Raw genomic sequence first — 12,246 nt, 5'->3', positions numbered from 1 at the left:
CTAAGATCGCAAGTCGAAACTAGGGCTGTAACTAGGGCTCAGAAATGAAGCGCCAGCTCCACCGACTGTCTGCTCGCTCTATCCCATCGCTGACCGAACCCGGCCGCCATGCTGACGGCGGCAACCTCTACCTCTCCATCAGCAAGGAAGGCGCCCGTCGTTGGGTGTTCTTCTACAAGATCGGCGCACGACAGCATGAGCTGGGCCTCGGTGCAGAGCGCGACATTTCCTTGGCGAAGGCGCGGGAGAAAGCAAAACGCTATCGGGGCATGCTCGCTGACGGCATCGATCCCCTCGCCGCCAAGCGGGCCGAGGATGGCATCCCTACCTTCGGCGAGGTCGCCGATATGGTCATCAAGACGGCGAAGGCTGACAGCAAGAACGAAAAGCACGGTTGGCAATGGGAGAACACGCTCAAGGTCAAGGCCAAGGAACTGTCGCCTATTCGCGTCGATAAGGTGACGGTCGATGATATCCTGAAGGTCCTGCAACCGCTTTGGGAAACGCAGAACGAGACGGCATCTCGGCTGCGCGGCAGGATCGAGCGCGTCCTCAAATATGCCAAGGTCCGGCGCTGGCGGTCTGGCGAGAACCCTGCCGCATGGGACGGCAATCTGGACGTACTTCTGGGCGCCCGTAGGAAACTCGTCAGGGGCCATCATAAGGCCCTGGGCTACGCCGATTGCCCGGCCTTCATCACCGACCTGCGGGCTCGTCAATCGACGGCAGCGCGGGCTCTGGAATTCCTAATCCTGACCGCCGCCAGAACCGGCGAGGTCATCGGCGCGACGTGGCAGGAGATCGACTTCAAGGCTAAGCTCTGGATCGTCCCCGGCGCGCGAATGAAGGCCGGCAAAGAGCACCGCGTCCCCCTTACCGACCGCGCGCTTGAAATCCTGGCCGAGATGAAGATCGGGCGGGAGGCCGAGCCGCAGGAATACCTCTTCCCCGGTCCTGGCGAAGGCGCTCCGCTCAGCAACATGGCCATGATCGCGCTGCTTAAGCGGATGAAGGTCGCGGTCACGCCGCACGGTTTCAGAAGCTCATTCCGAGATTGGGCCGGCGATGTCGCTGACGCTGATCGCGACGTGGCCGAACATGCTCTCGCGCATAATGTCGGCGATGAAACCGAAAGGGCCTATCGCCGGGCAAAGGCATTGGAGAAGCGCCGCAGGCTGATGGACGCCTGGGCTGCCTATCTCGACAATCCTAAAGCCGATGCCGGCAACGTTGTCACCATGGCCCCGGCCAAGAAAAAGACCGGCTAATGGACCCGGATTTGTGGACTATGGAACCGTGGGCGAGCGAGCTAACCGCCGCAGTTTCGTTCCTTGAGAAGTTCAACACGCGCGGCCGCGATACAGATGTGGTTCAATCGCTTGCTCAGCGGCTAGTCTATGAAACCGCTTGGGCAAAGAACTGGCGGATGAACAAACGTGTGCGGCCAGATCGCACGCGGCGCCGCACTTCGAACGTCAGCATTCTCCCCCGTGCGCGTTCGATCGCGGCGGACATGAAGCGGATGCTCGCTGCGCTCGACCGGGGCGGGATGGCGTTTGCGCTCGCATGGGTGGAGGCAAGTCCTGCCGCTCAGGCGAGACTGTCTGAAGAAAAGCCGCTCACCCTAAAAAACCTGATGAACCTCGAACTGATGCGTACGCTCATTGAGCGCGCGCTAGCATCTCCCGATATGAAGGGCCGGCCGCGTTCCGATGAAATCGACCGCGTGGCAATTGCGGCGCTAATCGCCTTCGAAGCTTTGCACGGGCCAGCAACGGCAACTCGCAAAGAGGTATTTGACCCCAGCGATGACACGGACATTGGTAGGAAGGCATTCTCGCCCGCTCATCAATTCCTAGTCGAGGCGTCACGACTGGTTGGCCTTCCCCTCGCTGGCCCTGGCGACGATGCTCGTCTGCGCCGTGTTCTTCGCGTCCGCTCTGCCGCAAAAACCTGACCTTTCTCCGGTTCGACCGCCGAAAACCTAGCCTGCACATTCGGAGCCATAGCTGCATCCCGCAGTCATGGAGATATCCAATGTCGAAAGCTTACCGGATCGAAGAGCTGGCCGAGAGCGGCCCCTTCTCCCGCAGCTTCCTCTATCGCCAGATCAGGGCCGGCGCTCTGGTCGCCCGCAAGTGCGGGCGGGTCACGCTCATCCTGGCGTCCGATTGGGACCAGTTCCTGGCCAGCCTGCCGGCCATCGAGCGCAAGGCCGCTTAGTCCTCCCGCCCTAGCACCGCCGCCCCTGCCGTCCTCCCCGGCAGTGATAGCGGCGACCGGCGCCGGCTGGCTGGATTTCCTTTGGCAGCCGGCCGGCGCCTCAAGACCCCCAATCATCGCCAAGAGCGAGACCGCCATGAAGCCAAGCAAGATGTTCTACTCTGAGACCGGCGCCGCTAAGGCCCAGGTCTACAGCACCCTCGCCGGCCGGCCTGTCGTCGGTGTCGGCATCCCGGTCGGCACCGGCCGGCGCCTGACCCTGGAACTCGGTATCGGTCAGGCTCGCGCTGTGCATGAGGTCTTGACCGTCGTGCTGAACGAGGTGGCGACAAAGCACTTCGGCCATGACGCCTACCGCGTCCCGCCTCGGCCCGCCGCCGATGGCGAGCACGAGGGCTAATTCATGCTCTCGCCCCTTCCCGCTTCCGGCTGGGCGACCAGTCCGCCGCCCCCCCGGGAATGGCTCATCCCCGGGCTCGTCCCCCTGGGCGCCGTTACGCTCCTGTCGGGCGATGGTGGTGTCGGCAAGTCCGCGTTGACGAAGCAGCTCGCCTTGTCCTGCGCCCTCGGCTCTGGCTGGCTGGGCCGCCCGGTCATGGGCGGTCCTGTCATCGGCTTGTACGCCGAGGATGACGAGGATGAGTGCGGTCGGCGCCTCATCCGCATCGCGGCCGGCGAGCGGCTGGACCTCGCTGCCGCATCCGACCTGCTCATCATCGCTTCCGAGCAGCTCCATTCCGGCGCGGCCTTGGCTACGAGCAGCGAGGGCAAGGTCAGCAGGACGGCCCTTTTTGAGCAGCTCGCGCAGCTCGTCGATGAAGTCAGGCCGGCCCTCATCGTTCTCGACCCGGCGGCCGAGATTGCCGGCATCGATGAGAACCGACGCAGCGAGGTCGCGGCCTTCATGCGGCTGCTGAACGGCCTTGCGGCCTCTTCCGGCGCGGCCATCGTCCTCATCTCGCATCCGTCACTGACCGGCATGAATTCCGGCTCGGGCCTCTCGGGTTCGACCGCATGGAATAACTCGGTCAGGTCCCGCCTGTACCTGACCGCGCCGGATACGAACGATCCTGATGCCCGCCGGCTCTCGCTGGTCAAATCGAATTACGCCCGGTCGGGCGTCAGCATCGACCTGCGGATCGCTGATGGCCGGTTCGTCGCCGTGGCCGGCGCGACCAGCGCCGAGGCCCGGGAAATGGAGGTCAAGGTCGAAGCTGTCTTCCTCGCGATCCTGCGCAGGATGACGGCCGAAAGGCGGCCTCTGTCTGCTTCGGCTAGCGCCACTTATGCCCCGGCGATCATGGCCAAGGAACCGGAAGCCAAGGGCATCGACAAGGCTGCCTTTCAGGCTGCCATGTCTCGCCTGTTCAAGTCCGGCAGGATCGTCATCGAAGAGGATGGCCCGCCGTCGAAGCGCCGCCAGCGCATCGTTGAGGCGCCTTCCAACGGGGGTGCCAACCACCCTACCGACGACCTTCCAACCGATTATCAGGGGGCTGAATTCGGGGCTTCCAACGCCCCTACCAACCCCACTGCCAACGCCCTTCCAACGCCTTCCAACCGCCTTCCTTCCAACCCCCCTTATACCCCCCGGGAGGTTGGAACGGGTCGGGAGGTCGGAAACGCGCCGGCTTCCGACCAGCATACTTCCGACCTTGGGTCGGAAGGCAGCCGGTCGGAAACCGGCCCCGACGAGGACGATTGGTCGTCGGCTTGGGCTGGCGCCGATGGCGCGCCGGATGGCTGGCGCTCCGAAGCTTGGCAGGAGGCCGCCGAGTAATGGGCGACCTCATCCCCTTCATCCGCCCGACGAAGAGGCTGGGCTCTAGGCCGGTCCTCGCCTCCCCGCATCCGGCTCTCGCCCGGGCGGCCCTAAACCTCATCGATCCCAGGAAGGACAACGACATGCTCATCGCCCGCATCAAGGCCTCCCCGGCCATCACCATGGCCGGCCAGTACGCCATCCGCCTCGCCATCGCCTCCCCTCTCGGCAGGGACATGTTCGCCATCTCGCTGCGTCAGGCCGAGCAGTTGCGGGCTGATCTCGAAGCCGTCCTGGCGCGCGTCAGGGCTGACGCCAAGCAGGCCGGCCACCCCCCTACCCGGTCTTAGGTTCTTCCACGCAACCGCAGCGTGCACGGGTGTGATCCCGCCGGCATTTCAATAGGTATCAGGAGCAGAAAACTTGGCTGCACTTCACGAAAATGGCCCTCGCGGGGCGTCTCTGTCGGCGCTGGCGGGGCACCTCTTCATCAGCAAGACGCGTATTCGGCAGCTCCAAGGGGACGGCATTTTTCCGCTCGGCATCGGGATTGATGAAGCTCGCCGGCTCTACATCGAATTTCTGCGCGATGCTGCCGCCAAGCGGGGCGATCAAGGCGCCGAGGCTCGGCGCTGGCAAGAGGCGCGCGCCAAGCGAGCCGAGCTGGCGCTTGCGGTCGAGGAACGGCAGCTCGTCCCCCTGGATGAAGTCCAGGCGCTGACGACCACCGTAGTCAGCATGCTGCTGTCCGGCCTGGACGGGCTGCCTTCCCGCATCTCGCCCGATCTGACCGTTCGGCGCGCGGCCGAGCGCGAGATCGATGCCTTGCGCGCTCGGGTCGCCGACCAGCTTGCCCGGCTCGAAGCCGAATACGGCGAGGGCGAATAATGCTCGCCGCCGCCATGGAACTGCTTGCCGATTTCGCTTGGCTCGCCGTTTTCGCCGTCCTGATCCTCATGTGGAGGGTGGCCCTGTGAAGGCTTTCCATTGTTGCGCCCGGGGTCAGGCCGAAGGCCGCGTCGTCGTCGAGGCTGTCGTCCGCGACCAAGCCGAGGCCATCCTTTACTCGACAGATTACGTGCCGCCGCCCGCCGCATTTCATGTGTGCGTGCATGAGGCCGCGCACGCCGTCGCGACCCATGCGCTGGGCGGTATCATCGATAGCGTTACAGTTGCCGATAGGCGCGTCGCCTTCGTCGCGAACCGGGACGCTGATAAACCCGTCGTCGTGATGATCGGCGGCCTTGCGGAAAATAAGCTTCGCGGTTGGCGGATTACGGCTTCCGACGAAGCACTCGCCCATCTGCTCGACCGGGCCGCCGCCGGTCAGCTCGGTCATACCTGCGATGAGTGCCGCCTTGGCCGCATGCTGACCGGCAGCTCTATCGATTTCGACATCGCCCGCGCCAAATCCGCCTTCCGCCGCGCGGAGGCCCATGCGCTCGCCATGCTGGATGAGCGGCCATTCTGGCTAGCGGTTCTCGCTGTCGCCCGGGCGCTCGATACCGACCAGACCCTGATTGGAGAAGACGTTCACGAAATCGCCGCCGGCTTCATGCCGGTCGGCGCCTATCCCTTCACGCCCTAAAATCAGGAGCTGGAAAATGTTCGATACGATCCTCAAAAAACTCCGCACGGCCCCGGAAACCTCGGCCGCGCTTCATATCGCAAACGCCGAGGCCGTCGCGGCCCGTCCGGCCGCCGTCACCGCGCTCGCTAACGCCGAGGCCGAGCGCGCTTCGCTCCTGCTCACTGGCTCCGATAAAGAAATCATTGCGGCCGAGGCCAGGATTACGTCTGCGCGCATCTCGCTCGACAGGATTGATGCCGCTGCGGCCGAGCTTGCGCGCCGTGCTGCCGAGGCCGAGAACCGGGAGGCGAATGAAGCTCTCGACCGGGAGCGCGATGCAGTGGAAGCGGTGGCGACCCGGATCGCTTCCACGCTTGTGCCGGACTACGGCAAGCACAGTGGAGCGCTCGCCGGGCTGCTGCGTAATCTGTCGAATGCGGAAGCGGCTGTCGCTTCCATCAACTCGAAATTGATCGCGGCCGGGCGCGGTGCGGACATTCTTCCGGCCGTGGAAACGCGCGTGCTTGGCGCCGCGAGCTGCCTCGAAAACGTTGCGAGCGTCCTCACGTTGACAAGCCTGCGCCCTGTCGCGGGTGCCGAAGGCTGGGGGACCGGCAAGGCTATCTCGCGCGAATATGCGCTTCCGGTGGGGGAGCGCTAAAATGGGCAAAATTGTCGAGGCTTCTGCCGTTATCAATGCCCGTACGGGCGACATGAGCGGTCTGGCGGCAATCAGCCGCCAGCTCGAAACCGTCAGCCGTGCGGGCGATGCGGTTAAGAAAGCCATGGGCGGCGCGTCTGCCGATCTCGCCAAGCGGGTCGAGGAAATCGGCGGCAAGCTGCGCTCTATCGACAACTTCCGGGGTATGTCCCGAGGCTTGGATTAGGCTGGCGTCGCTATGCGTCGCGCTGTCCAGGATGCCGCTCGCCTGAAATCCGAAATGGACGCCGTTGCCAAGCCGACGCGCCAGATGCAGCAGGAATATTCCCGGGCGTCTCTCGCGGTCGAGCGCGCTACCAAGGCATTCAGGGAGCAGGGGCAGGCGGTTCGCGCTGCGCGCTCTACGCTCGCGGATGCCGGAATTCCCGTAAATCAGATTGCCCGTCAGCAAGCTGTTCTGACCGCTGCGCTGGATAAGACTACGGCGGCGATGAAGCGTCAGTCCGATGCCGGCAGGATCGTCGGCCGGCCTATGTCGATCCGGCCCTTGATCGATAGGGCGGCGCCCGGCGGCGTTCCCGTCGCCGGCATCCCGGTTCGCCCGACGCATCTTCCTGTCGGCGAAGTCGGCGGCTTCATCGGCGCTGGCGCTGCGGTGAAAGGTGCGATTACGGCGGGCATGGACCTCGATACTGAGCGCGCCCAGGCAAGGCAGGGCGGCTGGACGCCCGATGAGATCGCAAGGGCGGAAACCGCCGCGCACGACCTTGCCGGCCGCTATGGTCTGGCGCCGGCCTCGGCGATGAACATCATTCGCGAAGCCCGGCCGACCTTCGGTGGCGATCTCAGCTCGACCCTGACCAATGTCGTGCCGTTCTTCGATGTGATGACGGCGATGCGTCAGAAAAGCCCTGGCGCCAGCGAGGCCGAGATCAACAATCAAGTCGGTCAGGTCGTGAAGGCCGGCGAAATCCTGGGCTATTCCAGCGATCCGGCTAAACTGAAATTGTACGCGGATTTTATGACGAAGATGGCCCAGGTTCACGGCTCAGCGCTGCGGGGCGAGGAAATCCTCAACTTCGCCAAGAGCGGCAAGAGCGCCGCTTCCGGCGTCTCTTTCGAGTACCTGATGTCTATCCTGCCGACTATGCTCCCTGAGCTTGGCGGCGATAGGCTCGGCACCGCCTCTATGACCCTTAGGCAGGCGTTGGTTGGCGGCAAGATGCGTAAGCGCGCTGCCGAGAACTTGGCCGAGTTGGGCATCGTTGATCGGGTCGGCATGATCGCGACCGCCGACGAGGACGTGAAAGGCGTTAGGCCGTCTGCGGTGAAGGGCGCCGGCCTGCTGGAGCGCAACCCGCTGGAATGGGTCAAGACGGTCCTTGTGCCGGCTATGGATGCGAAAGGCATCGCGCCTGATGCCAGGGCGGCAACCATCTCGACGCTCTTTAGCGATAGGAATGCAGAGTACCTTGTCGGGTTGCTCGTCTCGCAGATGGGCCGCCTGGAAAAGGATCGCGCGACCGTCGAGAAAGCTCTCGGCCTGCCGGGTGCCCAGGTCGCCCTTAAGGAAGACCCATACCTCACTGGCAAGCGGGTCAGCGGCGGCCTTGCGCAGGCCGGCAGCGCCCTTTCTGAGCCGTTCCTGGGGCCATTGAAGAACGCCGCCGATATTGCCGCCAGCAGCCTCACAAGCCTCGCCGAAACCGCTCGCGGGGATAAGACCTCAACCGGCGTCGGTGTCGCTGGCGGCGGGCTTATCGGTGCCTTGCTGGGCGGCATCGCCAGCGCCGGCTCCAGTATCTGGCTTCGCGGGGCCGGTATCGCGGCCGGCGGCGGCATGGGCGCTATCTCTGGCGGGCTCATGCTGCCCGTCATGGCTCGCGAGTTAATGAAGAGCCTTGAGGCCAGGGGGCCCGAAGGCAGCAAGAGCGTCTATGGTTCTGCTTTGCCGGGTTTCGCTGGCGAGCTGGACAAGAGCTATCAGGCTCAGCGCGATAGGATGCGCGACCCGGAGGCAGCTCGCGGCCGAGCGATGCTCGACCTGAGCCGCAGGACCAGCCTTGAGGTTGTCCAGCCTAAAGAGGTCGTCGCAAAGGTCGAGGGTAGCGCTACGGTCAGCGGCAACATCACCGTGACGCCGAGCCCCCTCTTCCTGGCCACGATTGACCAGCGGATCGAGGCGAAAGGGAACTTGAGCGCGGGGAATAACGGTCCCGGCTCCAATGGCCGCTCGCAGCCTGAGGCCGCCGCGCCGAACAACGGAAGTAGCGCGACCCCGTAGCGATCTAGCGGATTGCAATCACGCGCCGCCTTTACTCCAGCATACGAGCCTTCAACATGAAGGGCTTTAACAGCATCGCCGACCAATCACCGCGCGCATCCTGGGCGGCTGAGCCGCCGGATCAGGACGCATATATGGATGTGGCCTTGGCGGCGAATACGATGACGCGGTTCGCTATCCCGGCAGGGGCGTCATTCATTACCTACGGCCTCTGGGTCGGCGATGGGGCGCATTTCCGGGTCAGGCTCGGCGATAGCAACGTGACGGTCGCGATCCCCAGCGCGACCAGCGCCCTTGGCGCTGGCGTCGGTGGCGAAATGATGCCCAGCTATTCGCGCATCCCGTCTGGTCCGGGTATCGTCCGGCCGACGCATCTGGCCATCATCTCGCCGCTGGCGACCTACGGCTACATTGCTTTCTGGAGCTAGCCTCCGATCACCACCAGCATGAGCGCAGTGCGCAGGCCCGGCCGCAAGCCGGGCCATTTCTATCCTGCCTTCACGCCCGCCACGTATGCCTTCCAAAACGCCGCCGAAAAGCCTGCACGATCAGCGCGGAAGTCATCGAAGAAACTGGGGTCGTGCCCCGCAGCCCGCTCGGCGAGCTTGATCAGATCGGCCGCTCGGCTCACGATCCGAAAAAGCTCATCGTATGTCGGTGCTCCGGGCGCCACATCAAATACGCTATGAGCGACCTCATAATCGCGAAACGACCGCAACCTCCCAAGAGCATCTTGCATCGGGCAATCCGACTGATGGGAAGCCCATTCGGCCCGGAAAGTATCGATGGCAGCCTTCTGCTCGGCGCGGCTCAGAACGGGGTTGGGCGAGGCGCGCCCCAACAGGGCTTGCTCGACCTCCTGACGGCCGAGGTAGTGAGCGAGTAGCGGCAAGGATGCCTTGTTCTGCCGCTCGATAGGCCTGTTGCCGAGATCGAAGGCTCTACTCGTCGCAAGTACGATCATTAGCGCCAGCGCGTTTTGAACGGGGCCGTGGCCACGAACCGCTTCTACGGATACTCCAGCAAGTGCCGCCTTTACCGGATTGTTGCTCGCCTCTAGCAGTTCCATGTCCTCAATGCCGCGCCGCACATCGAGTGCAATCATCGGCACGACGCGATCAATGATTTCTAGGGCTCGTGCCGTCGTCGTTGGCGCTCTTGGTTGCGCTGGCATGATCCGCTGTCTCTCCCGATCTCATTCCGATGCCTGATGATAAGGCACAGGCGGCTGATAAGCTGAGCTAACAGTCCCCACCCATATCGACTGAGGAAAGGGCATCCGCTCCCTTGTTGAGCGAACCGCCTGATGCAAAGATTGGAGGGGCATTATGGCTGGGATGGGCGCAGAAATTGGAGCAAGCGAACCGTAAGCGCGCTCATGTGGAGCGAATTCTCCTGATTTGTGGCAATCAGAATGCCGGCAAGAGCCGGCTGCTTCGTCATATGCTGACCGATGCTCGGCTTGGCGGTCAAATTCCAACGCATCCGAAGGTCCCCCCAAGAGCGTTGTCGCGCGAGCGCTGCTTGACCGTAAGGATTACATCGCCACATGAAATGGATGAAACGCTGGACGAATTCGTCGAAAAAATCGATAGAGCCACGGAAATTGCGTGGAATAATTACTGGCGTTTCAATTATGCCTCCGCCATACAGCCACGAGCATTTAAAAAGATGCCGGGCATTGCGGACGTCTGTGCTCGGCTGAAGGCAGAGTTCTTGCCTGAACGCATTCGCGTTGTTCACCTCTTTCCAACTCAATCCGGCGATCTTTCCAGTCAGCTCACAGAGGCTGAAATCGACCAACTGAGGCGGCATGATGTTGAAGTAATTTCTATCGACGCCCGCCGGAGCTCATATCCTGCTGAACCGGGGAACGTTCGCGTATTGGCCGATTTTTTTGATTTTTCTTAAGGCTTCTCTGGTCGAAACTGTTCGAAAAACTTAGAGATAGCGGTGGCGACTGAGCGGCAAATACTAGGTAAATTCGGCGAGGATCAAGTCGTTCGGCAATGCTCCTGTCCGAGGTGCAAGCGGCCACCGAAGACGCTCGTTCGATTGCCCACAAACTTCAAATGTGCGGACGTGATCTGCGATTTTTGCGGCTATCTCGGGCAGGTTAAGGCGTCAGGCGTCAAGGACGTCAATTCTCCGCCAAAAAATGTCCTAGGCGCTGCGTGGGGGCCGCAGAAGCAGCGCATGGACGCGGGCATTTACTTCCCGTTGTTCCTCGTGCTGGTCGACAAGGCGATGGCTTCGCACGCGATCTACTACCTAGCCGCAGACTTGCAGCGGCCGGACATGTTCGTGCCGAGGAAGCCTCTTTCAGAGAATGCTCGAAGAGCCGGATGGCAGGGATTTATCTACGACTTGAGCACCGTCAGGGCTGGGCTCGTTCGCCTACGATGATGCGGGGCTAGGCGCATATTGCTTTGGCCGGCGGTCGATCATCGCGAATAGCTCGGCTTTCTGCAATCGCATGACAGCGCACGCAGATTTCAGGTTTCCAGCCGTCACCGTCGCGCACGGCATATCAGCCTCTGTTCGCGCGTAGTCGAAGTTGACGGAGCACCGCGCATAAATTTCGACGGCATCGAGGATATATTCTCGAACCGCGATTTCGTTTGTGCTCCTGTCTCGGATCATACCCTCAGTACGGGCGCGAAAAACCTGCATCTCGGCGATTATGGCGGCCAGCGCTCGGCCCTGCACAACAGGGATCGTCTTGATGACGTTTCCAAGCTGGGCAACTGCATCGACCGGAAAATCCGGCAAATCCTTGCCAAGCTGCTGAAAGGCGGCTTGTTCGCCGTGCTTCGGCAAAAATTTCTCCAGGATTTGCGCCGAGATTTCCGCGTACTGGCAGATCGTGCTCAGACTGAGAGGTAGAACTGCGCGAGCCGCCGCGCCCTCTCGCCCATAGCGTTCATCCTCATGCCGGTCGGCTTGCTTGATCTGTTGGCGAACGACATAGGAGGTGCCTAGCGCCGCAAGAAGAGCGAGTATCGCAGCCAGCGCGGTTTGATAGCGATTGAGCCAGAACTCGAAGCACCATGTTTCTTTACCTGTCGCATTCACGGCATCTTTTGCAACGCCGATTGAGCAAACAGGCTCAGAAAGTTCGTACCAAGCTCCGAGCCCCATTACCCACACGAGGAAGGCGCCCAATAGCGCGTATGACAGCCTCTTCAACATCGTGGCATTCCCCAGCTCGATCTTCCTTGAACCAACTCAAGCGGGATTTTGCAACGGGCAGCGATTGACATTTTTCCTAGGTAGGTTTTTTCTCCTTTCAATCACAAATCAGCGCGACGGCGACGAGCTGGCGGCGATGGCCGTTAGCGCGGCATGCGCTCTATTGATCGGAAATCAGAATGGGTGCCGCCGAGAAGCCGGAGCCGACAGACCCGTTAGCAGTGAGCGATGACGAGATCGACGCGGTTCTGGAGGAGGCCTGCGGCGACGCTCGCGAGGCCATCCGCATGCTCCTCCGCGATCTCGCGATCATGGCCGCAGATGCCGACGCTGCGGCCCCCAGAGGCTTTCTGCGCGGCCGGTTCTCGGAAGGTCGGCGCCGTCCTCGCGTCGTAGATGAGCTATGAGGCGCCGGGGCGACTTAACCCCCGGAAAAGTTGATAAGGGCTGGCCTTTTCAAGTGGCGGTCCGGTGCATCGCTGGGCAGAACCTTGGCCACGTAAACGCGTGCGGGCCGCTATCCTCATTGTGCTGGAAGCGCCATCACGTAGGAG

The 12,246-nt window shown here is 62.5% G+C and carries 17 protein-coding genes; 15 read left to right on the top strand and 2 right to left on the bottom strand.

Going from position 1 to position 12,246, the window contains the following annotated elements:
* Positions 1–44: 44 nt before the first annotated feature.
* The 12 genes from AC07NY_RS01105 (at position 45) to AC07NY_RS01050 (ending at position 8,928) form a co-directional block, all read left to right on the top strand.
* Positions 45–1,268, top strand: a complete 1,224-nt coding sequence (locus AC07NY_RS01105; RefSeq protein WP_494581139.1) for a tyrosine-type recombinase/integrase — start codon at positions 45–47, stop codon at positions 1,266–1,268.
* Positions 1,268–1,957, top strand: a complete 690-nt coding sequence (locus AC07NY_RS01100; RefSeq protein WP_494581137.1) for a hypothetical protein — start codon at positions 1,268–1,270, stop codon at positions 1,955–1,957. The genes AC07NY_RS01105 and AC07NY_RS01100 overlap by 1 nt, the downstream gene beginning before the upstream one ends.
* Before the next feature lie 80 nt (positions 1,958–2,037).
* Positions 2,038–2,223 (top strand): helix-turn-helix domain-containing protein, encoded by a 186-nt coding sequence (locus tag AC07NY_RS01095; RefSeq protein ID WP_494581135.1) that lies wholly within the window; start codon positions 2,038–2,040, stop codon positions 2,221–2,223.
* A 136-nt stretch (positions 2,224–2,359) separates the two neighbouring features.
* Positions 2,360–2,623 (top strand): hypothetical protein, encoded by a 264-nt coding sequence (locus tag AC07NY_RS01090; RefSeq protein ID WP_494581133.1) that lies wholly within the window; start codon positions 2,360–2,362, stop codon positions 2,621–2,623.
* Positions 2,624–2,626: 3 nt separating this feature from the next.
* A complete protein-coding gene (locus AC07NY_RS01085) occupies positions 2,627–4,003 on the top strand; it encodes an AAA family ATPase (protein ID WP_494581131.1) in 1,377 nt (458 codons plus the stop codon).
* Complete coding sequence (locus AC07NY_RS01080) at positions 4,003–4,335, top strand: hypothetical protein (protein ID WP_494581129.1); 333 nt, start codon at positions 4,003–4,005, stop codon at positions 4,333–4,335. Before AC07NY_RS01085 ends, AC07NY_RS01080 begins: the two co-directional genes overlap by 1 nt.
* Positions 4,336–4,408: 73 nt before the next feature.
* The gene (locus AC07NY_RS01075; RefSeq protein ID WP_494581128.1) at positions 4,409–4,873 is read left to right on the top strand and encodes a hypothetical protein; all 465 of its coding nucleotides are present in this window, start codon (positions 4,409–4,411) and stop codon (positions 4,871–4,873) included.
* An 85-nt stretch (positions 4,874–4,958) separates the two neighbouring features.
* Positions 4,959–5,573, top strand: a complete 615-nt coding sequence (locus AC07NY_RS01070) for a hypothetical protein (RefSeq protein WP_494581126.1) — start codon at positions 4,959–4,961, stop codon at positions 5,571–5,573.
* 16 nt (positions 5,574–5,589) lie between these two features.
* Positions 5,590–6,216, top strand: coding sequence for a hypothetical protein (locus AC07NY_RS01065; protein WP_494581125.1), 627 nt, complete (start codon positions 5,590–5,592; stop codon positions 6,214–6,216).
* Between the two features lies 1 nt (position 6,217).
* Positions 6,218–6,442 (top strand): hypothetical protein, encoded by a 225-nt coding sequence (locus AC07NY_RS01060; protein ID WP_494581123.1) that lies wholly within the window; start codon positions 6,218–6,220, stop codon positions 6,440–6,442.
* Between the two features lie 54 nt (positions 6,443–6,496).
* Positions 6,497–8,500, top strand: coding sequence for a hypothetical protein (locus AC07NY_RS01055; protein WP_494581121.1), 2,004 nt, complete (start codon positions 6,497–6,499; stop codon positions 8,498–8,500).
* 56 nt (positions 8,501–8,556) lie between these two features.
* Complete coding sequence (locus AC07NY_RS01050) at positions 8,557–8,928, top strand: hypothetical protein (protein ID WP_494581119.1); 372 nt, start codon at positions 8,557–8,559, stop codon at positions 8,926–8,928.
* A 59-nt stretch (positions 8,929–8,987) separates the two neighbouring features.
* Here AC07NY_RS01050 and AC07NY_RS01045 read toward each other — a convergent pair whose 3' ends face one another.
* Entirely contained in the window at positions 8,988–9,674 is a 687-nt protein-coding gene (locus AC07NY_RS01045) for an AbiU2 domain-containing protein (RefSeq protein WP_494581117.1), read from the bottom strand.
* A gap of 113 nt (positions 9,675–9,787) precedes the next feature.
* On the opposite strand from AC07NY_RS01045, the gene AC07NY_RS01040 reads away from it, so the two are divergent.
* Together AC07NY_RS01040 and AC07NY_RS01035 are read left to right on the top strand one after the other, a co-directional pair.
* A complete protein-coding gene (locus tag AC07NY_RS01040) occupies positions 9,788–10,411 on the top strand; it encodes a hypothetical protein (RefSeq protein ID WP_494581115.1) in 624 nt (207 codons plus the stop codon).
* A gap of 42 nt (positions 10,412–10,453) precedes the next feature.
* Positions 10,454–10,906, top strand: a complete 453-nt coding sequence (locus AC07NY_RS01035) for a DpnI domain-containing protein (protein WP_494581113.1) — start codon at positions 10,454–10,456, stop codon at positions 10,904–10,906.
* Here AC07NY_RS01035 and AC07NY_RS01030 read toward each other — a convergent pair.
* The gene (locus tag AC07NY_RS01030) at positions 10,898–11,692 is read right to left on the bottom strand and encodes a hypothetical protein (RefSeq protein ID WP_494581112.1); all 795 of its coding nucleotides are present in this window, start codon (positions 11,690–11,692) and stop codon (positions 10,898–10,900) included. The two genes, AC07NY_RS01035 and AC07NY_RS01030, sit on opposite strands and share 9 nt — an antisense overlap.
* A gap of 179 nt (positions 11,693–11,871) precedes the next feature.
* On the opposite strand from AC07NY_RS01030, the gene AC07NY_RS01025 reads away from it, so the two are divergent.
* Positions 11,872–12,099: a hypothetical protein gene (locus tag AC07NY_RS01025; RefSeq protein ID WP_494581111.1), complete on the top strand. Its 228-nt coding sequence runs from the start codon at positions 11,872–11,874 to the stop codon at positions 12,097–12,099.
* Positions 12,100–12,246 lie beyond the last annotated feature (147 nt).

The sequence above is a fragment of the Allobosea sp. GW821-FHT09G06 genome, from assembly GCF_059416005.1.
Note: the sequence above shows the minus strand (reverse complement) of the source record. Positions and strands in the feature narration are given on the sequence as shown.

Coding starts and splice junctions, on each gene's coding strand:
- AC07NY_RS01105 (WP_494581139.1), top strand. CDS start 45: ATGAAGCGCCAGCTCCACCGACTGTCTGCTCGCTCTATCCCATCGCTG.
- AC07NY_RS01100 (WP_494581137.1), top strand. CDS start 1,268: ATGGACCCGGATTTGTGGACTATGGAACCGTGGGCGAGCGAGCTAACC.
- AC07NY_RS01095 (WP_494581135.1), top strand. CDS start 2,038: ATGTCGAAAGCTTACCGGATCGAAGAGCTGGCCGAGAGCGGCCCCTTC.
- AC07NY_RS01090 (WP_494581133.1), top strand. CDS start 2,360: ATGAAGCCAAGCAAGATGTTCTACTCTGAGACCGGCGCCGCTAAGGCC.
- AC07NY_RS01085 (WP_494581131.1), top strand. CDS start 2,627: ATGCTCTCGCCCCTTCCCGCTTCCGGCTGGGCGACCAGTCCGCCGCCC.
- AC07NY_RS01080 (WP_494581129.1), top strand. CDS start 4,003: ATGGGCGACCTCATCCCCTTCATCCGCCCGACGAAGAGGCTGGGCTCT.
- AC07NY_RS01065 (WP_494581125.1), top strand. CDS start 5,590: ATGTTCGATACGATCCTCAAAAAACTCCGCACGGCCCCGGAAACCTCG.
- AC07NY_RS01060 (WP_494581123.1), top strand. CDS start 6,218: ATGGGCAAAATTGTCGAGGCTTCTGCCGTTATCAATGCCCGTACGGGC.
- AC07NY_RS01055 (WP_494581121.1), top strand. CDS start 6,497: ATGGACGCCGTTGCCAAGCCGACGCGCCAGATGCAGCAGGAATATTCC.
- AC07NY_RS01050 (WP_494581119.1), top strand. CDS start 8,557: ATGAAGGGCTTTAACAGCATCGCCGACCAATCACCGCGCGCATCCTGG.
- AC07NY_RS01045 (WP_494581117.1), bottom strand. CDS start 9,674: ATGCCAGCGCAACCAAGAGCGCCAACGACGACGGCACGAGCCCTAGAA.
- AC07NY_RS01030 (WP_494581112.1), bottom strand. CDS start 11,692: ATGTTGAAGAGGCTGTCATACGCGCTATTGGGCGCCTTCCTCGTGTGG.
- AC07NY_RS01025 (WP_494581111.1), top strand. CDS start 11,872: ATGGGTGCCGCCGAGAAGCCGGAGCCGACAGACCCGTTAGCAGTGAGC.